This window comes from Sediminibacterium sp. (assembly GCF_019264485.1).
GTDB lineage: Bacteria > Bacteroidota > Bacteroidia > Chitinophagales > Chitinophagaceae > Sediminibacterium.
This window is the reverse complement of sequence record NZ_JAHVAA010000008.1, coordinates 49,831-72,120: the sequence shown is the minus strand read 5'-3', so window position 1 is coordinate 72,120 and position 22,290 is coordinate 49,831. Positions and strand designations below refer to the sequence as shown.

General features: G+C 41.7%; 16 protein-coding genes. 14 read left to right on the top strand and 2 right to left on the bottom strand.

The features are described 5' to 3' along the window. Nucleotides 1-4: 4 nt before the first annotated feature. On the top strand, nt 5-1,015 hold the full coding sequence (gene tsaD / locus KXJ59_RS05555; RefSeq protein ID WP_295202115.1) for a tRNA (adenosine(37)-N6)-threonylcarbamoyltransferase complex transferase subunit TsaD: 1,011 nt from the start codon (nt 5-7) through the stop codon (nt 1,013-1,015). 303 nt (nt 1,016-1,318) lie between these two features. Next, the gene (locus KXJ59_RS05550; RefSeq protein ID WP_295201983.1) at nt 1,319-3,469 is read left to right on the top strand and encodes a tetratricopeptide repeat protein; all 2,151 of its coding nucleotides are present in this window, start codon (nt 1,319-1,321) and stop codon (nt 3,467-3,469) included. 2 nt (nt 3,470-3,471) lie between these two features. Here the strand turns inward: KXJ59_RS05550 and KXJ59_RS05545 are convergent, their stop codons facing one another. After that, entirely contained in the window at nt 3,472-4,248 is a 777-nt protein-coding gene (locus tag KXJ59_RS05545) for a LytTR family DNA-binding domain-containing protein (RefSeq protein ID WP_295201982.1), read from the bottom strand. Between the two features lie 334 nt (nt 4,249-4,582). Here KXJ59_RS05545 and KXJ59_RS05540 point away from each other — a divergent pair, with 334 nt between their 5' ends. From KXJ59_RS05540 to ftsY, 10 genes are all read left to right on the top strand, one after another. Next, nucleotides 4,583-5,014 carry a hypothetical protein gene (locus tag KXJ59_RS05540; protein ID WP_295201980.1) on the top strand — a complete coding sequence of 144 codons (432 nt, stop codon included), beginning with the start codon at nt 4,583-4,585 and terminating at the stop codon, nt 5,012-5,014. A 33-nt stretch (nt 5,015-5,047) separates the two neighbouring features. Then, complete coding sequence (locus tag KXJ59_RS05535) at nt 5,048-11,629, top strand: HYR domain-containing protein (RefSeq protein ID WP_295201978.1); 6,582 nt, start codon at nt 5,048-5,050, stop codon at nt 11,627-11,629. Between the two features lie 133 nt (nt 11,630-11,762). Continuing rightward, nucleotides 11,763-13,388 carry an ATP-binding cassette domain-containing protein gene (locus KXJ59_RS05530; RefSeq protein WP_295201976.1) on the top strand — a complete coding sequence of 542 codons (1,626 nt, stop codon included), beginning with the start codon at nt 11,763-11,765 and terminating at the stop codon, nt 13,386-13,388. A gap of 102 nt (nt 13,389-13,490) precedes the next feature. Then, entirely contained in the window at nt 13,491-13,868 is a 378-nt protein-coding gene (locus KXJ59_RS05525; RefSeq protein ID WP_295201974.1) for a retropepsin-like aspartic protease, read from the top strand. Nucleotides 13,869-13,884: 16 nt separating this feature from the next. Beyond that, nucleotides 13,885-14,262, top strand: coding sequence for a retropepsin-like aspartic protease (locus tag KXJ59_RS05520; protein ID WP_295201972.1), 378 nt, complete (start codon nt 13,885-13,887; stop codon nt 14,260-14,262). A gap of 87 nt (nt 14,263-14,349) precedes the next feature. Next, complete coding sequence (locus tag KXJ59_RS05515) at nt 14,350-16,908, top strand: M14 family metallopeptidase (RefSeq protein ID WP_295201970.1); 2,559 nt, start codon at nt 14,350-14,352, stop codon at nt 16,906-16,908. 302 nt (nt 16,909-17,210) lie between these two features. After that, on the top strand, nt 17,211-17,447 hold the full coding sequence (rpmB, locus tag KXJ59_RS05510) for a 50S ribosomal protein L28 (RefSeq protein ID WP_178889158.1): 237 nt from the start codon (nt 17,211-17,213) through the stop codon (nt 17,445-17,447). A gap of 30 nt (nt 17,448-17,477) precedes the next feature. Further along, nucleotides 17,478-17,660 carry a 50S ribosomal protein L33 gene (rpmG, locus tag KXJ59_RS05505; RefSeq protein ID WP_133472563.1) on the top strand — a complete coding sequence of 61 codons (183 nt, stop codon included), beginning with the start codon at nt 17,478-17,480 and terminating at the stop codon, nt 17,658-17,660. 2 nt (nt 17,661-17,662) lie between these two features. Then, nucleotides 17,663-17,836, top strand: a complete 174-nt coding sequence (locus KXJ59_RS05500; protein ID WP_294991686.1) for a DUF4295 family protein — start codon at nt 17,663-17,665, stop codon at nt 17,834-17,836. An 83-nt stretch (nt 17,837-17,919) separates the two neighbouring features. Further along, nucleotides 17,920-18,876, top strand: coding sequence for a signal recognition particle-docking protein FtsY (gene ftsY / locus KXJ59_RS05495; protein WP_295201967.1), 957 nt, complete (start codon nt 17,920-17,922; stop codon nt 18,874-18,876). A 77-nt stretch (nt 18,877-18,953) separates the two neighbouring features. Here ftsY and KXJ59_RS05490 read toward each other — a convergent pair whose 3' ends face one another. Next, complete coding sequence (locus KXJ59_RS05490; RefSeq protein ID WP_295201965.1) at nt 18,954-19,430, bottom strand: hypothetical protein; 477 nt, start codon at nt 19,428-19,430, stop codon at nt 18,954-18,956. A 103-nt stretch (nt 19,431-19,533) separates the two neighbouring features. Between KXJ59_RS05490 and KXJ59_RS05485 the strand changes: the two genes are divergently transcribed. Both KXJ59_RS05485 and KXJ59_RS05480 read left to right on the top strand, forming a co-directional pair. Beyond that, nucleotides 19,534-20,499, top strand: a complete 966-nt coding sequence (locus KXJ59_RS05485; RefSeq protein WP_295201963.1) for a polyprenyl synthetase family protein — start codon at nt 19,534-19,536, stop codon at nt 20,497-20,499. 70 nt (nt 20,500-20,569) lie between these two features. Then, nucleotides 20,570-22,279, top strand: coding sequence for an amino acid permease (locus KXJ59_RS05480; RefSeq protein WP_295201961.1), 1,710 nt, complete (start codon nt 20,570-20,572; stop codon nt 22,277-22,279). Nucleotides 22,280-22,290: the final 11 nt, after the last annotated feature.

The following is a 22,290-nucleotide window of genomic DNA, read 5'->3' as shown; positions in this document are numbered from 1 at the left end:
ATATATCAGCAAACCTGTTACCATACTGGCCATTGAATCATCCTGTGATGAAACATCCGCATCGGTATGTGTGGACGGGAAAATAATCTCCAACTATATTGCCAATCAGTCTGTACATGAGCAGTATGGAGGTGTGGTGCCTGAACTGGCCAGCCGGGCACATATGCAAAATATTGTTCCGGTGGTTGACCAAGCCTTGTCGGCTGCCCATATTTCACGTAACGATTTGTCGGTAATAGATGCCATTGCTTTTACACAGGCACCCGGTTTAATTGGCAGTTTACTGGTAGGGGCACAGTTTGCGAAATCAATGGCATTAGCGCTGAATAAACCTCTTATTGGTGTTCATCATATGCAGGCACATGTACTGGCCAACCTAATTGGAGACAACCCACCCTCTTTTCCTTTTTTATGTTTAACGGTGAGTGGTGGACATACACAGATTGTACTGGCTCATTCTCCCTTACAACTTGAAGTAATTGGTGAAACAATTGACGATGCCGCAGGAGAGGCTTTTGATAAAACAGCCAAATTACTGGGCTTACCATACCCCGGAGGCCCGCTGGTTGACCTGCATGCAAAAACAGGTAATCCCAAAGCTTTCAGTTTTGCTGAACCACAGATACCTGAGCTTAATTTTAGTTTTAGTGGGTTAAAAACATCTGTACTTTATTTCCTGCAAAAACAGGAGCCAGGTTTTATTGAACAACACCTCAATGATCTTTGTGCATCGGTGCAGTATGCGATTGTAAATATCCTGATCAAAAAAATCAAAAAAGCAGTACAGCAAACAGGCATTAAAAATATTTGTATCGCAGGTGGTGTAAGTGCCAACAGCGGATTAAGAAGTGCGCTGCAGGAAACCGGTGAAAAACTCGGATGGAAAACATATATACCTGTTTTTGAGTATTGTACTGATAATGCTGCCATGATAGCCATCACCGCTCACTACAAATTCCTCGATCAGCAGTTTATTGATTTGGATGCCAGTCCGTCTGCCAGAGCCACCTGGTAATCTTTCATTCTTGGCAACTATTTTTCAAGCTATTTTTAATGACAAGCAGCAGTAAAACGAACTATCTTGCCAATCGAAATGTTAACTGCACATGAAGAGAATTTTTTTTCTGCATCTGTTTTTTCTGCATGATTTACCAGGATCATTTTTTTTATCATCTTATTGTTTTAATGCTGATGTATGTCGATAGTGAGATGTTTAGCAGTCTTCATCTGTTTATTTTTTTGTTTTTCTTCCACGGCGCAACAAAAGCGATTGGATAGTTTATTGAAGGTTAACAGATATTATACTGTTCGCGATTCAATGAAAGTCATTCACTATTGTAACCTCTTCAGGCAGTATGGTATTATGCGACGAATGCCTGAATCCAATACTTATACAGACAGTGCTATTGCCCTGGCCCAACAACTAAAAAAGGGAAGTTTATTATATTATGTGTATGAAAAAGCGGGCAGGCTTCATCATGGAATATCGCAATATGCCAAAGCAGTAAGTTATTACGAGAAGGCATTGGAAGTATGCCGACAATACAAGTATAAAATTGGAGAAGCTGGTGTATTGCTAAATATGGGCGATTTATACCTGATTATTAAAGATTATGTTCATTCACTTGAGGCCAATAAAATGAGCCTGAATTTGTATGAACAGATGGGGCGGGAAGATGGTGTGCTGAATTGTATGATGAATATCGGGTTGACTTATCTCGATTTGAAACAGATTTCAGAAGGGCTGCCCTATATGAAGAAAGCACTGGCCGGATTTGAGAAAGAAGATCCCGCGAGCAGAGGCGTGGCTGTTGCAAACAGTGCCATTGCAGCTGCATATATGAAGGCCACAGAGGCAGAACTAAACAAGGAAGGGATAAAGGCAAATCAACAGTATACGCTGGCACTTAATTGTTACAATAAAGCATATGTAATTGCATTGAAAGAAGATGATCCGGCACTTGCTGCGGATATACAGTCTGATATAGGGGAGATATATGATAAAATGGGGGATGCTAAAAAAGCCTTTCAGGCTTTTAACCGGGCAATGGAGCTTGACAGAGAGCATGAAGATTATTCAGTTGCGGCAGATAATCTGTTGAGTACCGGAATTCATTTTGTAAAATTAAAAGATGATATGAACGGACTGAATTATTTCCGTTCATCTATGCGGGTAGCAGAAAAATACATGGCCATAGGTTCACTCAAAGCTTTGTATGAACAAATGAGTTATTTGTATGAGCGCGTTGGAATGTTCGATAGCTCATTGGCCTATTATAAGAAATACATTGTAGTAAGAGATAGTTTATACGGGGAAGAAAAAGAAAAAGAAATCACAAGACAGCAGTTGAGGCTGGATATGGATATCAAAGAAAGAGAATACAAATACAGTAAACAATTGATTGATGAAGAACTGAAACAGCAATTGTTAGTAGCCGAGCGTCAGAAAGATCAGTTGGAACTGGCAGAGAAAGAAAAAAGCCTTCAGCGTTTATTGTTTTTACAGGAACAGTCGAAACTGGAAAATGAAGCGCGTCAGCAGTCAATTGTTTTTCAGCAGCAACAAGACCGTTCCAGGTTTGAAAAAGCCATTGCGCAAAAACAAATCAGTAACCAACAACTGCAATTGCAGTATAACAGAAACCTCAACTTATTTTTCCTGGTTGCTGTGTTGGTTTTATTGGGAGCAGCAAGTAGTATTTATTATAGCCAGCGGAAAACAAAAAAACTGAATGGTATAATCAGTGAACAAAAAAAGACGCTGGAAGAACTGGTTACTGTTAAGGATCAGGTTTTGGGAACGCTGAGTCATGATATGCGTACACCCATCAACTCACTGATATCTTTTACACATTTACTGGAGAGAGATACCATACCGCAAGACAAAATGAAACTGTATGCGGCGCAACTGAAAAATACACTTGGATATACCCAGGGGCTGATGGATAACCTGTTGAAATGGGCCACCAGTCAGATGCATGGATTTACACCGAATATTGAAAGAGTTGATCCGCGTGAGATAACAGATCAGGTATTGTTAACACTAACAGACGCAGCAACACAAAAAGAACTCTTGATTGAACATAATATAATCGCTGGCAGCAGTGTGCTGGCTGATAGGGAAATGCTGGCATCTGTTATCAGAAATTTACTTTCCAATGCTATAAAATTCAGTCACAAAAAAGGGAGCATACGTTTAGAGTCAATGATCACGGGTACACATATAAAACTGGTGATTGCAGATGAGGGTATGGGTATGGGAGCTGAAAAAGTAGCATTGATAAATGATGCTGCGAGCCGCTCAGTAAAAAGTTCAAAGGGAACAGGGCAGGAGAAGGGCAATGGTCTGGGATTGATTCTTTGTAAATCATTTGTTGCCATGATGAATGGCAGGATGGAAGTAAAGAGTAAAATCGATGAAGGCACAGTATTTACTGTGTGGTTGCCGATATCGGAGAACATAGGATAATACTAATCGCCAAACCTTTTCAATAATTTTTTCTCAATCACTAATTCAATCAGGCTTTGTCGGTATGAACTGCTGATGGGAATTGCCGTTTTATCGAGCAGTTGCACTTCTGTACTATTTACTACGCCAACCTGTAAAATATTAATGATAAACTGGCGGTGCACTCGTCTGAATATTTTAGGAGATAATTGTTTCTCAATATTTTTAAGACTCACCAGTACTACAAACTTTTTTTGTCCGGCTGTATGAATTTTTGAGAAGTCGCCCATGCTTTCAATATGGGTGATATCCTGGATATTCAATTTATTGTAATTGTTATTCTCTTTAATAAAAAAAAAGTTTTCAGTAGATATCTGGTTGCCGAATTCAACTAAAGGTATATCCGGAACTATTTTTTCACTGTAGAGTTTTGTGTTGTTCTTTATTTCAATATACTCTATTGCTTTGTCTACAGCTTTTTTAACACGCTCTGCGCTGGCAGGTTTAACAATATAATCGATGGCATCAAGGTTATAACTTTCAGCAGCATATTCAGGATAGGAGGAAACAAAAATAAAAACAGGTGGTTTGTTAATGCCTCTCAGTAAATCGATACCAGTTAAACGCGGCATATCGATATCGGAAAAAACCATATCAACCGGTTGGTTCTGTAAAAAGGCAGCAGTTTCTTCTCCGTTTGAGCATTCTGCAACCACTGATACAGTTTTTATTCTCGATAAGTGCAAGGCAAGTGCGTCTCTTTCAATCAGGTTATCGTCTGCAATAATAACGGTATACATCTGGCTATTGGTATGATTGATATTCGTGTAAATATAGGAAGCACTAACTAGTTGACTAAAAAGAATTTAAATAAGTATTTGTTGAATTGCATCGATAAACAGGGTACTCAATTTTGTGTAGAGCTGTTTTTAGTCTACTCAGATCCCTGCTTTATCGACTTTATTCATAGCATCATCAAATGCGTGTTTTCTGGTATGATATATTACAGACATTCACTGTACGTAGTGATTTTACTACGTGGCCAGGTATAAAAACGTCATTTTAACTGCAAACTGCTTTTAAATGAAGTTTTAGAACTGGTGCGCTAATACTCCATAATCAAAACTAACTGCTATGAAAATGCTTCAAAAGCGGTACGGCATTGTATTGCCTGTACTTTGTTTTCTTTTGTCTCTTTCCTTTTCTCTTCATGCCAGGCCTTATCAGCCCAAAGATGAAGTGGTTTACAAAAACTGGGATAAACTGGGCGAATCCAGTAACCACATCGATGTATTTGCACGTGTGATCAAGTGCACCTCTGCAAGTCAGGTACACCTGATGATATTCAATGAAAGCAGTGTTGACCAGGTCAGCAAGTTTGTAATTGAAGTAACCAATCCGGCTACACAGCAAAAATTCAGCAAAGAAGTTTCATTCAGCATAATTAAAGCAACCATTACTAAAGCGGAGTGCAATAGTGATGCGAGTACAAACGTGTTGAAAATTGACCTGCCAGAGGGTTATGATCCAGCGCAGGTGAAAATTGCCATTGAATTCAAATCCTAAAACCCAGATATGAAAAGAATATTACTATTTCTTATGGTCATACTGCTGTCCTGCACAACCCTGTTGCAGGCACAGGTATGTAATAAACCCGCTATCAATAGCTTCTCCCCGGTAACGGGTTTTATTGGTAGTGTGGTAACCATTAACGGATCTAATTTCGATCCTATTCCAGCCAATAACCAGGTGTTTTTTGGCGCTACACAGGCACAAGTACTGTCTGCTACTTTTGGTGTATTGGAAGTAAGGGTACCTGTAGGTGCTACTTATGGTCCGATCACTGTTCGTAATGCATGTGGACTGATTGGTAGTTCACCACTTTCCTTTAATGGAATTTTTTGTGGAACAACTATTACCAATACTACCTACAATACAGAAAATTATTCTACCAATGTAAGCGGTGGCTATCAGATGATATCGCAGGATATGGATCTGGATGGCAAACCCGATTTGTTGGTTTGCGGATTTACAGCAAACAAGGTTTCTGTGATGCGCAACTTGAGTACCCCGGGTAATTTCAGTTTTGCTCCCAAATTTGATCTTGCGTTTCAGGGTGCTACACGTTGTATTGCTCCCGGTGATTTTGACGGCGATGGTAAAATTGATATTGCCGTTGTAGACAATGGCGTAGGTATTCGTATCTACAAAAATACCAGCGTTCCCGGTACCCTTAGTTTTTCAGGACCTATCAACCTTACTGCATCAGGCGCATACCAGATGTCTGTTGGTGATATCAATGGCGATGGTAAAATGGACCTCGTTTATGGAAGCAGCAGCAGTATTGGTACCTACCGTAACACTTCTACTGGTGGCACCATCAGCTTTGCTTCAGCCGGAACATTTAGTAATACCTATTACCTTACAGGTGTTGCTATTGCAGATGTGGATGGCGACGGAAAACCAGATGTGGGTACCAGTTGTCCGAGTGATAACAGGGTTACAGCTTTGCGTAATACCACTGCTGTAGGAGCAACTTCATTCTCTTTTCAAACTCCTGTATCTTATCCAACCAATTCAGCTTATCCTTACCGACTCTTTTTAGGTGATTTTGATAAAGATGGTAAGATCGATTTTACAACAAATAATTTCAGTGGCGGAACAGTTTCCGTATTCAGAAATACTTCAGTTCCAGGAACCATTTCATTTGCACCAACTGTAAATGTTACAAGCCCTTCATCAAACTATCGTATTGGTGTAGGTGATGCAGATGGAGATGGAAATGTGGATCTTATTACAAAATCAAGTGGTGTAAGTGTATTCTCGGTTTATAAAAATACAAGTACCGGTCCAGGTAGCATTTCTTTTGCTACAAGGGTAGATTATCCAAGTCTGGCAGAAACCAGTGGTGTATTGATTGGTGACCTTGATGGAGATAATGTACCAGATATTGCAACAAGCGGTATTAATTACAATACACTTCGTATATACAGGAATAACAGTACCGTAATAGATAATACGGCTCCTACTGCTTCCTGTAAAAATATTACAGTGGCCCTTTCTCCCGCAGGCACTGTTACTATTACTCCTCAAATGGTAGATAATGGTTCAAGTGATGCATGTGGTATACAATCACTGGCACTCAGCAGAACCAATTTTACCTGTGCAGATATTGGTGCCAATAATGTAACCTTAACTGTTACAGACCGCGCAGGCAATGTTTCAACCTGTACTGCAGTAGTAACGGTGGCACCTGCTGCTGTTATTGTAACTGGTCAGTCAACGGTATGTGAAGGACAAACAGTAACCATGAATGCCAACCTGGGTGATAGTTATCAGTGGCAGAAAAATGGGGTGGATATTGACGGAGCAACAGCTCAAACATATGTGGCAACTGAAACAGGTAATTATTCTGTAACAGTAACCAATGCTGGCGGATGTTCTGGTACTTCAAGTCCGGTAACTGTAACGGTTAGTCCGGCTCCTGTAGTAACCACTACACCTTCAGGTAGTGCATCGCTTTGTAATGGATCGCTCGTAATTACTGCGAGTGCAGGTAGCGTATTCCAATGGAGCAATGGTGCAACAACACAGGCTATCACAGTTACACAAGTAGGTTCTTATTTTGTAACGGTAACTAACCAGTTCGGATGTACCAATACCTCTGCACCAGTTGTAGTAGGTGCTACAGATAATGTACCACCGGTTGCAAAATGCAGAAATATTACTGTAGCCATCGATGCCAACGGAACTGCTTCTATTACTGCAGCTTCAGTGAATGATGGCAGTTTTGATAATTGTGGTGCTGTTAATGTGACTATCACAGGACAAACTTCTTATAGTTGTGCTGATGTAGGTAATAGTTACAATGTAGTATTAACCGCTACTGATGCCCAGGGCAACCAAAGCAGTTGTACAGCTACTGTAACAGTAACAGATCCGGGTTCTTATTGTAACCAGCCTCCTGTTGCGGTATGTAAACCATTAACGGTTTCTGCCAATGCAAACTGTCAGGGAATTGCAGCTGCTATTGATTTCAATAACGGTTCAAGTGATCCTAATGGTGATGCATTAACTTATTCAGTATTACCTGCAGGTCCTTATGCAAAAGGGGTAACCAATGTGGTATTAACAGTTACCGATAGCAAAGGAGCCAGCAGCAGTTGCTCAACTACCATTACAGTGGTGGATGACCTCGCGCCTGTTGTAGCAGCCCCTGCTAACCTAACAGTAAATACGGATGCAGGCTTATGTATTGCAACCAATGTAAGTTTGGGTACACCAATCATTACAGATAATTGTACCGGATGGACAGTAACGAACAATGCTCCAACTCAGTTTGAGAAAGGGGTGACCAATATTACATGGACTGTAACGGATGCAAGTGGTAATGTTACTACTGCAGTACAAACTGTTACAGTTAAAGATGTAACTCCTCCTGTAATTATATGTCAGCCAAATGTGGCAGTAAACAATGATCCATCTAAGTGTGGTGCCGTGGTAAATTATGCAGTAAATGCAACCGACAACTGTGTTGGACCAAATGGCAGCTTTACATTTAGTTATACCGGATCAATTATTAACTGGACTGTTCCAGCAGGTGTTACGAAAATTAATATCAAGGCGTTGGGCGGTCGCGGTGGTAACAGCATCAATGGTTTTGGTGGTGGTGGAGCCGGTGGTAAAGGTGCTTCTATACAAGGCGACTTTACGGTGGTTCCCGGTCAGGTATTAAAAATACTGGTAGCCGGACACGGAGAAGATGCAATTAATAACTCTAATGTATTAAATACCGGCGGCGGTGGTGGTTCCTTTGTATGGAACAGCACTGCAAGCAACACATTGTTGTTGGCTGCCGGTGGTGGAACCGGTCTCGGAACCTGTAATTCACAACAGTCTAAACCAGGTCTGGCTACTTTAGGCGGATCAGGTAATGGCGGACTGGGTGGCAACTTTAATTGCGGTATCAACAATGGTGGCGGTGGAGGAGCCGGCTGGTTATCGAATGGTGCCGGAACTGGTGCCAATCCTGGATTAGGTGGCAAATCTCCTTTGAACGGAGGTCTTGCAGGAGTTGGTGGTACTAATGCAGGTGGATATGTAGGTACTGCCGGTGGTTTTGGTGGCGGTGCAGGTGGCGGTGGTAACTGCGGTGGCCCAGGTGGCGGCGGTGGTTATACCGGTGGTAATGGTGGAGACAATACACTGTGCGGTGCAGGTACTCAACCTGTAAGCGGTGGTACATCATTCAATGTTGGAAACAACCAGGTAAATATTACAGGTGTGAATGATGGCAACGGAGAAGTAATTATCAGCTATCAGTCATCATCAGCTACTATTACACAAACAGCAGGTTTACCAAGCGGATCATTATTCCCTGTAGGTACAACCACCAATACATTTGTTGCTACCGATGAATCAGGTAATACTTCAACTTGCAGCTTTGATGTAGTAGTTGCCGATACTGAAAAACCAGTTATCAGTAATAACCCTGCAAACATTACAGTATCAAATGATGCTTCAGTTTGTGGTGCCAATGTAAACTGGACAGTTCCAACTGCAACAGATAATTGTCCTGGAGTGGTATTAACTTCTTCTCATCAGCCAGGAAATCTGTTCCCTGTGGGTAACACAACTGTTACTTATACAGCAACAGATGCACATGGAAATACAATCAGTACCAGCTTTACTGTAACAGTAAATGATACAGAGAAACCAGTGATCAACGGAATACCATCCAATATTACTGTATCGAACGATGCAGCCGTATGTGGAGCCAATGTAAGCTGGACTGCTGCTACGACTGCCGATAATTGTGCAGGTGCAAGCATCGCTTCATCGCATATTTCAGGTCAGTTGTTCCCGCTTGGAACAACAACCGTTACGTATACAGCAACCGATGCGGCTGGTAACAGTACAAGCGCCAGCTTTACTGTAACAGTAAATGATACAGAGAAACCAGTAATCAATGGATTACCATCAAATGCTGCTGTATCAAATGATGCTGGTATTTGTGGAGCCAAAGTGATCTGGAGCCTCCCAACTGCCACTGACAATTGTTCTGGTGTTGTGTTGAATGCAACACATCAGCCCGGAGATGTATTCCCTGTTGGAACAACAACAGTTACATACACGGCAACTGATGCGGCAGGTAACTTTATCATCGGAAGCTTTACTGTTACAGTTGCAGATACCGAAAAACCAACTATTACGGCTCCTGCAGCAATTCAGGTAAATAATGATGCTGGTCAGTGTACTGCTGTAGCAAGTGTAGGTAATGCAATAACAGCTGATAATTGTGGTGTGCAATCAGTGGTAAATAACGCACCTGCAGTATTCCCTGTTGGAAACACAACAGTAACCTGGACGGTAACAGATATTCATGGTAATGTGTCAACCGCTACACAAACTGTAACGGTAGCAGATACAGAAAACCCTGTTATTGTTTGTCCTGCCAACCAGGTGTTCTGTGCGAATACAGGCGGAAATAATAATTATACCATCCCTGCTCTTACGCAGACTGATAATTGTGGTATTGCAAGCACTACTTATGTTATAACAGGTGCTACAACAAGAACAGGAAACGGAACCAATGCAAGCGGTGCATTTGCAGTTGGAACATCAACAGTAACTTATTCGGTAACAGATATTCATGGTAATGTATCAACCTGCAGCTTCACGGTAAGGATCAATCCTTTACCAATACCAACTGTTCAGGCGGCATCACCCAATGTATTCTGTAGTGAGTTCACTTTAACAGGATCTGGCAACCAGAATGGACCATTTGCTTATAACTGGTCGCTGAATGGTAATGCGGTAGGCGGTACTCAGGTGTTGACACTTGGATTAACCAATCCTGACGGATTGTATAAACTGTCTATTACAGATGCTAACGGATGTACCAGTGAGTTCCCTGCTACTTATCAGTACAACAAACAAAACCTTACCAACAGTTATACCATCCTGGCTTACAAAGAAGTAAAACTGGGCGCGTACAATGAAGTTCAGACAGGTAGTGTGGGTGTAATGAGCAGTAGAGGTGAAGCAGACTTCAAAAAGTATAGTAAGGTGAATGGACCGGGTTCATTTGTGAAATCGCCTGAAATTGATAAAGATAAAGGTGTAACCATCCTGAGTCAGATCAATGCTGTGGCCACTGTAAGCTTACCAGCTATGCAGTATAACACAAGCCTAACCAAATACCTGCCTAACTACACTGTAGGTTCAAATGCAACAGTAACACTGAATGGTAACTTCAGGGATCTTAATATTCGTAAAGGCGCCAATGTAACGCTGAACGGAACCATCTTTGGAAGTATTAAGGTAGAAGAAGGTGCCAGTATCAGGTTTACAGCAGCACAGGTAAATATAGAAGTACTGAGAGTTGATAAAGGTTCAAGAACTACGATGAGCTATGTTCGCTTTGCACAGGCAACCAGCGTACGTGTAAGTAAAAATGTAAGCATTGGAAACGATGTAATCGTGAATCCTGATTACCATAGTGTAACGTTCTACATGGGCGACCTGAAATGTGATGAAGAGAAATTCTATGTAAAAGGCGATGACACGAAAGTGATTGCTAATGTGTACATGCCAAATGGTAAGCTGAAAGTACGTGGTGGCAATGGTAATGATGATGATGACGACAGATGTGATCATCGGGCACACAGTTCTAAGTATTGCAAGCATAACAACAACAAACATGGACACAGAGATTGCGATCACCGTGGACATGGGGAAAAAGATTGTGAGGATAACGTACATATGATTGGCTTGTTCATAGCCGAAGAGGTAGAAAGTGAGGGCAAAAACGTTATCTGGAACAATTTCAGTTGTTCTGCTCCCGCACCAACTGTTGCCGTAACCAGCACAGCTTCAAGTGCACTGATTACAGCAGAAACGGTTAAACAACCTGCAACAAATGAGGTAACTCAGCTACAGGTAATCGTAATGCCAAACCCAAGTGCAACTATTTTCACACTCAAACTGCAAAGCAAAAACAATGCGCCGATACAACTGCGTATTACAGATGCAACAGGAAGAGCAGTGGAAAGCAGGGCTAACCTGGGTGCCAACAGCACAGTACAGGTAGGTGGTAATTTTGTAAGTGGTACTTATTATGCAGAGTTTACCCAGGGTAACCAACGCAAAGTGGTACAACTGATCAAAGTAAGAAGGTAGAGTTCAGTTTTTAATAGGATAAAGGGGTTGCCTGAAAAGGCAGCCCCTTTTTATTGATAGAAAGGCCATTATGAAAAAAGCCGAAAATCCGGTCTTTAACCGTAATTTTGCGCCCTGAAAACAAAGCAAAGCAATGATCAGCGCAAGAAATATCACCCTGGCATATGGTAAAAGGGTATTGTTCGATGAAGTAAACATCAATTTCATAAAAGGCAACTGTTATGGTGTTATTGGTGCCAACGGAGCGGGAAAATCAACCTTCCTCAAAATCCTGAGTGGCGAAATTGAGCCCAATAAAGGAACCGTGGAAATTACACCCGGAGAAAGAATGTCCTTCCTCAAACAGAACCAGTTTGAGTTTGATGAGTGTACCGTTTTAAATACTGTATTAATGGGCCACCAGAAAATGTGGACCATCATGCATGAAAGAGAAGCCATTTATGCCAAGGCCGATTTCTCCGAAGAAGATGGTATCCGCGCTGGTGAACTGGAAGCCGAATTTGGTGAGATGGGTGGTTATACCGCCGAAAGCGATGCTGCTACCTTGCTGAGCAGTCTGGGTATCAAAGATGATATGCACGGCAGTCTCATGAAAGATATTCCATCCAACATGAAAGTGCGGGTGTTGCTGGCACAGGCATTATTCGGAAACCCCGATATCCTGCTGCTCGATGAGCCTACCAACGGTCTTGACATTGAAACCATCGGCTGGCTGGAGAATTTCCTCGCAGATTATGAAAATATTGTACTGGTTGTGAGTCACGACCGTCACTTCCTCGATACGGTTTGTACGCACGTGGCCGATGTGGATCGTGCTAAAATCAAAGTGTTTACCGGTAACTATACATTCTGGTACGAATCGTCGCAGTTAATGAGTCGCCAGATCAATGATAAGAATAAGAAAACAGAAGATAAACGACAGGCATTGATCGACTTTATCGCACGTTTCTCGGCGAATGCTTCAAAGAGTAAACAGGCCACTTCAAGAAAGAAAGCATTGGAGAAACTGACGATCGAAGAAATAGAACCATCCAACAGAAAATACCCCGGTATCATTTTTCAGCCATTGAGAGAAGTGGGCAACCAGATACTGAATATCGAAAACCTGAAAAAATTAGTAGATGGTCGTGTGTTGTTTGATAAAGTAAATTTCAGTATCAATAAAGGAGAGAAGATTGCATTTCTGAGTAAGGATCCATTGGCAGTAACCAGTTTCTTTGAAATCATCAATGAAAAGGCACAGGCCGATGGTGGAAAATTTGAATGGGGTACCACTATCACCAAAGCCTACCTGCCTGTTGAGAATAACGAATTTTTTACAGCGGGACTGAGCCTGATGGATTGGTTGCGCCAGTTTGTACCATCGCATGTAACAGATGCTGATGAGCCATTTATTCGTGGATTCCTGGGTAAGATGCTGTTTAGTGGTGATGATATCATGAAGAAAACCAATGTGCTGAGCGGAGGAGAAAAAGTAAGGTGTATGGTAAGCAGAATGATGTTGCAGAATCCTAACCTTGTTGTTCTCGATCAGCCAACCAACCACCTCGATCTGGAAAGTATCCAGAGTTTTAACGAAGGATGTATCAGCTTCCCCGGTATAGTAATGTTAACCTCACATGACCATACTTTTATGCAAACGGTGGCCAACAGAATTATTGAGTTAACACCCAAAGGAATTATTGATCGCCTGATGACATTTGATGAATACATGGAAGATAAACGTGTGAAGGAATTAAGAGAAGAATTGTATGCATAATTCGCCTGAAGCGTAGTGCAGTAGCGTATTTCCCGCAAATTTTTTCTAATTGGTTGTTTGAATGTAATTACACTGTAGATTACATTTAAACAACCAATTTTTATGTCAATAATTAAATTGCCGTTATTATTTGCTGGCTCATTAGGGGAGAGAAGATTATTTACCCTATTTGATAGCGGCGCGCATCTTTCTTGTATTCATCCTGATTTTGTACATGGTTTGGAAATAGCTACTGAACTGGGTGTTCCAAGAAAGCTGATTACCGCAGGTGAAGGACATTTTATCGAAGTGACACATCGTGTTGCTTTAGATTTCTGGATTAATGATGTATTGGTAAGTGATGAATTCCTGCTTGTTTCTGATTTAACAGAGGAGGTGGTAATAGGTGCATACACGATGCAGAAATGGCGTATGAGACTTGATTTTGAACTTGATGTTGTTCATATTAATCCCAAGGTGATGGATTTGAAATTGATGTAATCTAAAATGCAATAAAATGTCTGTTATAAAATTTCCTCTTCTCTTTATGGGGCATAAAGGTGAAGACCGTTTATATACTTTATTTGATAGTGGGGCAAGTATTTCTTGCATTAACCCGGATAAAATAGGCAATCTTGCTACTGCTCTGCCTTTGTTTCAATCCCGGTCAATCCTTACAGCAAAAGAATCACATGAGATAAAGGTTACTCATGCAGTTTGGCTTGAATTTTTTATTCATGACGTGCTGGTCAGTGACGAGTTTTTGATAGTGCCTGGACTAACAGAAGAAGCAGTGATAGGCGCAGCCACGATGCAGAAATGGCGAATAAAACTAGATTTTGAACATGACACTGTTCATATTGATCCCAAAGTGATGAAAATGCAACTTATTTAAGTCATTTTGAAAACAATTCACCCAGCCATCCCGTACCAGCGGATGGCTTTTTTGTTTTCACTATCTTAGGCACCCTAAATAAATACCATGAGAAATCTGCTACTGGCCAGTTTACTGGTTTTATCTGTAAACCTTCATGCACAGGAACTGAGTTATTATCTCCCAAAGAATGTAAGCTATAATGCTGCTATTCCAACACCATCATCTGTTATCGGACATGAAGTGGGAGAGTGGCATGTTACACACGACCGCCTCGTAAATTATATGAAAGCCGTTGACGCAGCTTCCGATCGAGTAACCCTGCAACAGTTGGGTACTACGTATGAAGGAAGACCACAGTTGGCTCTCGTAATCACATCTCCCAAAAATCACCAGAACCTGGAACAGATTCGCCAGCAACACGTTCAATTAACCAATACGGCACAGTCAGGTTCGCTCAATGTAAATGATATGCCCGTTGTTGTATGGATTGGTCATAGTATCCATGGAAATGAAAGCAGTGGCTCAAATGCATCGCTCTTGACTACGTATTACCTCGCAGCCGCACAGGGCCCGGAAGTAGATGCTTTGTTGGATAAAACAGTGATACTGCTTGATCCTTCCTTTAATCCAGATGGCTTAAACCGTTTTGCCACCTGGGCCAATATGCACAAAAGCCAGACACTGGTAGCCGATCCACAAGCAAGGGAATTTAATGAAGTATGGCCCGGTGGACGTTTTAACCATTACTGGTTTGATTTAAACAGAGACTGGCTGCCAGCCCAGCACAGAGAAAGTCAGAACAGGTTACAACTTTTTCACAACTGGAAACCCAATATTCTTACAGATCATCATGAAATGGGAAGTAATGCATCTTTCTTTTTTCAACCCGGTGTTCCATCAAGGGTAAACCCGAATACACCATCGAAAAACCAGGAACTCACCGGAGCCATTGGTAATTTTCACGCTAAATTCTTTGATAGTATCGGGTCACTCTATTTCACCAAGGAAGGATACGATGATTTCTATTATGGAAAAGGATCAACCTATCCTGATATCAATGGAGCCGTAGGTATTTTGTTTGAGCAGGCAAGTAGCCGCGGACATGCACAGGAAACTGAAAACGGTTTGTTGACATTTGCATTTACGATTCGTAACCAGTTTACAGCAGCATTGTCAACATTGGCTGCAGCAAAATCTTTACGTGTTGATATGTTGAAATACCAGCGCGATTTTTATAAGGAGGTAGAAAAAGAAGCCGCCGCATACCCGGTAAAAGCCTTTGTAGTAGGCGATCAATTCGATAAAACACGCACTAATACATTTATTCAAATGCTGCTAAGACATGAAGTAGATATCTTCAGTCTGAAACAGGATTTATCCGCAGAAGGAAAACAATTCAAGGCCGGACAGGCATTTGTAATACCTGCTACACAAAAACAATTCAAGATCATTAAAACGGTGTTTGAAAAAACCTTTGAATATAAAGACAGTCTTTTCTACGATGTAACAGCCTGGACTATGTCTCTGGCATTTGGTCTGCCTACGGCAGAAGTAAAAACAGGTTATGATCAGTTGATGGGTGCCAAAGTAATCAATGCAGTACCACTGAGTATGCCCATTATGAATCTGTCGCCGAATGCTGCTGCCTATGCATTTCGTTGGGACGATTACAATGCGCCGAAAGTGTTGTATCGTTTACAATCGAAAGGGATTAAAGCAAAAGTGGCCACCCAGAAATTTAAAATGATGGTAGAAGGGAAGGAAGAATCTTTTGAATATGGAACCATCATTATTCCAACTGCCACCCAGACAGTAAAAGGGGCAGCTCTCGCCAGTCTGATTGGAACAGAAGCTGCCAGTACGAATATAGATGTGTTTGCATTGCCCACAGGATTGGCTGCTGGTGGAATTGATCTGGGAAGTGCCAGCTTTAACAATGTAAAACAACCTAAAGTAATGATGTTTGGTGGCAATGGCACGAGTGCTACAGACGTGGGAGAGATTTGGCATATGATTGATATCCGTTACAATATACCGGTGAGTATTGTGGATGTAGATCGTTTTAATTCCATCAATGCAGACAGGTATAATGTAATCATTATGCCATCCGGTTCATACAATAACCTTAATAAGCCTGCACAGGATAAACTGAAAGAATGGATCAGTGCCGGAGGCACCCTAGTAGCTACTGAAGATGCCACCAAATGGCTGTCGACCAACGGGTTTACGAAAGTGGTCTTTAAAAATGCAGACGAGAAACGCGATACTACACTACAGTTACCCTATTACCTGCGTTCCGATGAAATGAGGGCGAAGGATATGGCAGGGTCACTGTTCGAAGCAAAAATGGATCTTACCCATCCATTGGCCTATGGTTACCGCGATCCGTCTGTCAGTATCTTTAAATCGAATACCCTGTTTATGGATCAGAATAACAATCCATACGATTCTCCCGTGATGTACACCGAAAACCCACTGCAAAGCGGCTATCTCTACAGGGGATACAAAGAAGTGGTAAAAAAGACCGCAGCTATTAATATTGATGGGGTAGGAAGGGGTAAAGTTATTTCCATGGTCGATAACCTTAATTTCAGGGCATTCTGGCTGGGAACCTCCAAGCTGTTTATGAATGCGGTGTTTTTTGGGGATATTATCAGGCTATAGAAGAAAGTCCGGAAGTTGGAAAGATGATTTTCTGTGTTTTTCAGTGCTTTCTGTGGCATTTAATTGCCACTGAGGGCACAGAGAAACACAGAGTTTATTTATACCATATGTCATCAGCGATCCACTTTCGGTCTTTCGGACTTGCGGTCTTTCGGACTATCCACTGTGAATAACCCCGGCCAAATTAAAATTCCAAACAGGAATTATCCGGGAAATGTGAACAAATTTCACAAAAAAAGAGGTTTTTATATTGATATTTTGGCACATTTCCCTACCTTTGCCGTCCCGAAAAAATTTGAGTCATGGCAAGAGTATGTCAGGTTACTGGAAAAAAGCCGATTGTTGGAAATAGTGTTTCTCACTCAAACATTAAGACCAAGCGCCGTTTTTTACCAAATTTACAAAAGAAGCGTTTCTTTTTTGCAGAAGAAGACCGTTGGGTTACCCTGAAAGTGTCTACTGATGCTTTAAGAACCATCAACAAGAACGGTTTAGCTACTGTGATCAAAGAAATGAGAGCCCAGGGCGCTAAGATCTAATTAAACAACAAGAAAAAACTACCTAATACAATGGCAAAGAAAGGTAACAGGGTACAGGTAATTCTGGAATGTACAGAGCACAAGACCACAGGTCTGCCCGGTACAAGCCGTTATATCACTACCAAAAACAAAAAAAATACGCCTGAGCGTATGGAATTGAAAAAGTTCAACCCCATTCTGAAAAAAGTAACCGTTCATAAAGAAATTAAATAATCATGGCAAAAGCAGCTTCCAAAAACGCGAAAGTAAAAGACCAGAAAGCAGCCGCTGAAGCTAAGAACTGGACTAAAGTAATTAAGGCTGTACGTAGCCCTAAAACCGGTGCATATACCTTTAAAGAGGCCATTGTGCACAAGGATAAGGTTAAGGATTACATGTCTGAGAAATAATTATTCTCAACCCAACATATTAAAAGCTTTCTCTTTTACGGGAAGGCTTTTTGTATTTAATTGCATCGCTAAAACCATCTCTCATGGGATTTTTTGATAAGTTATTCGGGAAGAAGGAAAAAGAAAGCCTGGACCAGGGTTTACAAAAAACCAAAGAGGGATTTCTTTCCAAAATTACCAAAGCCATTGCCGGTAAAAGCACGGTAGATGAAGAAGTGCTTGATCAACTCGAAGAAGCACTGGTGGGTGCCGATGTTGGCATCGATACCACCATCAAAATCATTGAACGGATTGAGAAAAGGGTTAAGGAAGATAAATACGTAAACACTACAGAACTCAACCGGATATTACAGCAGGAAATACAGGAAATGCTGGTAGAAGCACCCGATTTTTCCTATAAAGACTTTGAAATTCCAGAAGGCAAAAAACCTTATGTAATACTGGTAGTGGGTGTAAACGGCGTAGGCAAAACCACTACCATTGGTAAACTGGCATACAATTATAAAAAAGCAGGAAAGGAAGTGGTACTCGGTGCAGCCGATACATTTCGTGCGGCGGCGGTAGACCAGCTAACCATCTGGAGTGAAAGAGTAGGTGTACCTATTGTAAAACAGGCCATGGGCTCAGATCCCAGTGCGGTAGCATTTGATACAGTAAAGAGTGCCGTATCACGCAACGCAGATGTGGTTATCATTGATACCGCAGGGCGGTTACACAACAAACTGCACCTGATGGATGAACTGGGAAAAATTAAACGCGTAATACAGAAAGTAATTCCCGATGCACCCCATGAAGTAATGCTGGTGCTTGACGGATCAACCGGACAAAATGCACTCGAACAGGCCCGTCAGTTTACGGCAACAACAGAAGTTACCGCCCTGTCCATTACCAAACTTGATGGCACCGCAAAAGGTGGCGTTGTTCTCGCCATAGCCAATCAGTTTAAAATACCCGTAAAATATATCGGCGTAGGAGAAAAAATAGATGACCTTATCATCTTTGATAAAAGAGAATTTGTAGACAGCTTATTTAAACTGTAGAACAGAGAAACAGAGAAATGTCCAATATCCAAATGCTACTTCAACATTGGATATTGGACATTTCTCTGTTCTTCTGTTTAAAACGTAAACCTTATCCCGATGCCTCCCCAGCCACCTTCAAAATAGTTGTAGCCGATAAAGTTGAAAGAGGGTTGCCAGTCGAAGCTGATGTTAAGCGGGGCGCCTTTTATTTTGTAATCAACACCCAGCACACCATCCACACCAATGGCCAGACCATCGTTTCGGGTAGGATAACGGTTGCGCCAGCTGTCGCTCCACAAACCAAGGTGAGCACCACCACCCACATACCATTTGAGTCCGTCTACGCCGGTAAAATCGCCATGGTATTCATACAAACCCGTTAAGCGGAAACCATCATTTGAAATATAGCCCAGTCCTTCAACGGCGGCATTACTTTTCACAAAATGTTTTACACTAATGGCACCCGGGTACACTTTCACACCCAGCGCGGTTTTGTAGGTAGAACCTGTACTCTGCGCCATGGCAGCAGTAGCAGTAAAAACAATCAGGGTTAACAGGATTATTCTTTTCATAACAGTGTTTTTCTCTAATTAGATAAAATCGTGCCAAAAATAATCCTGCTAATCTGGAAGGAATAGTTAAGGTTGCTTTTGCTTTTATATTTAGGTTTGTATTATGCACAGTTTTAAAGATTTAGTAACAGATTTCGGGAATCATTTTACAGTCAGGCATTTTCCGGAGCAGCCTTCCAGTTTGTATGAACCCAATGAATATTTTCTGTCATGGGGTGGAAAAAGAATCCGTCCGGTTATGTGCCTGATGGGCAATGAACTCTTCGATGATATTCATGCCGATACGTGGCAACTGGCAACAGCCGTAGAATTATTTCACAATTTCACACTGATCCACGACGATATCATGGATCAGGCCCCATTACGCAGGGGGATGGAAACAGTACATATCCGCTATGGAGAAAGTACTGCATTGCTCGCGGGTGATGTAATGCTCATTAAAGCATATGAATACCTGAATAAAATCAATCCACAATACCTGCATCGCATTCTCAACCTTTTTAATACAACCGCAAGACAAGTTTGTGAGGGACAGCAATTGGATATGGATTTCGAAAAACTGGAAGCCGTTTCACTTGATGCATATATAGAAATGATCAGCCTGAAAACTTCGGTATTACTGGCCGCCAGTCTGGAAATGGGAGCCATCATCGGCGGTGCCAGCGAAGGTAATTGCAGGCATCTATACGATTTCGGAAAAAACTTAGGTATTGCCTTCCAGGTGCAGGATGATTACCTGGATGCTTTTGGAGACCCTGAAAAATTCGGTAAAGATGTAGGCGGAGATATCCGGCAGAATAAAAAAACATTTCTGCTCTTACATGCATTGGAAGTGGCAACACCCGAACAGCGAAAAGAACTGGAACAACTGATGCAGCAAAATCCCATTGATAAAGTAGAAAAAGTACTCGCAATATTCCGTGCCTGTAATATTGATGAATGGGCCAGGGAACTTAAAGATAAATACCTGCAAACTGCACTGGAACACCTCGAAGCCATTGCCGTAAGAGCCGTTCGTAAACAGCCTTTACAGGAACTGGCCAATTTTCTCATACAGCGAGAATATTAGCCGGATTGAATTATCTTGTCACCTGTTCAACTTGTAAATAACGAATCTATCATCACCAAAACCAACCAGCATGCCAGGTTCTCTTTTCAGAAAAAAATCACTCGATAAAATTACGGCTGACGCAGCAGCCGGTCATTCAGATGCACATGGCACCGGACTGAAAAAAGTATTGGGTGTACGCGACCTCACTTATATGGGTATTGCTGCAGTAGTGGGTGCCGGTGTGTTTTCCACCATTGGCGGCGCTGCTTATGATGGCGGACCGGGTATCTCTCTGTTATTTGTTATTACAGCCATTACCTGTGGGTTCTCTGCGCTTTGTTATGCTGAATTTGCCAGCAGGGTGCCTGTTGCTGGAAGTGCTTATACCTATTCCTATGTTACTTTTGGTGAACTGATCGCCTGGATCATCGGATGGGCGCTCATACTCGAATATGCAATCGGAAACATTGTAGTAGCGATATCCTGGAGTGGCTATTTCAATAACCTGCTGGTACATATTTTCAATATTCATTTACCCGACTGGTTGCTGGTAGATCCATTAACTGCATCCAATGCCTTTACAACAGCTACCAATGCAATGGCTGCCGGTAATATAACCGATCCCACACAATTAGAATCCTATCGCTTTGCCATAAATGCATATAACAGTGCTCCTGTAATCGGTGGCATGCATATATTTTTCAACCTGCCGGCATTTATGGTAGTGGCATTGATCACCTGGATCACCATCATCGGTATCAAAGAAAGTAAAAAGACAGCCAACGCCATGGTGATCTTCAAAGTGGCGGTTATCATATTTGTCATTATTGCCGGTGCATTTTTTGTGGATACCAATAACTGGAGACCCTTTATGCCCAATGGGCTTACCGGGGTACTGAAAGGGGTATCTGCCGTATTCTATGCCTATATAGGGTTTGATGCCATATCAACCACAGCAGAAGAGTGTAAAGACCCCCAACGCGATTTACCGAAGGGAATGATTTATTCACTCGTTATTTGTACCGTTCTATACATCCTTATCGCACTGGTACTAACCGGAATCGAGAACTATGCCAATTTTAAAGACGTAAATGATCCACTGGCATTTGTATTTGAAAACAGGGCACCCTGGATTGAAAAAATCGTATCCATCAGTGCAGTAGTAGCTACCACATCTGTAATGCTTGTGTTCCAGTTAGGACAGCCGCGTATATGGATGAGCATGAGCCGTGATGGATTATTACCTAAACGTTTTCAGAAAATACATCCTAAATACAATACGCCTGTTTTTGCATCCATCGTAACAGGTATCATTGTAGCAGCCGGTGCTTTGTTTATTGAAGCAGGTATCATGACCGATCTCACCAGCATAGGTACTCTATTTGCCTTTGTATTGGTATCGGGAGGTGTATTGCTCTTACCACCTGTGAAAAAAGAACCGGGTAAGTTCAGCCTGCCCTATATCAATGGTAAATGGATTATCCCGGCATTAACACTCACATTTATTTTTCTTACCAGGGAAAGATTACAGCTGGCGATTAATAACCTGACAACAGAGGGTTACCAGGAAATACTGTTTATTGTATTCGTAATCATTACCATTGTATTGAGTGTACTCACTTTTATGCGCAATTATTCTTTTATACCCATCATGGGCGTATTTACCTGCTCATACCTGATGATTGAAATACCAGCGCTAAGCTGGGCCTGGTTCTTTATGTGGATGACACTTGGATTGTTGATTTACTTCTTTTATGGTCGTAAAAACAGTATATTAAATACTCCTGAAACAGCTTAATCTTTTTCTCT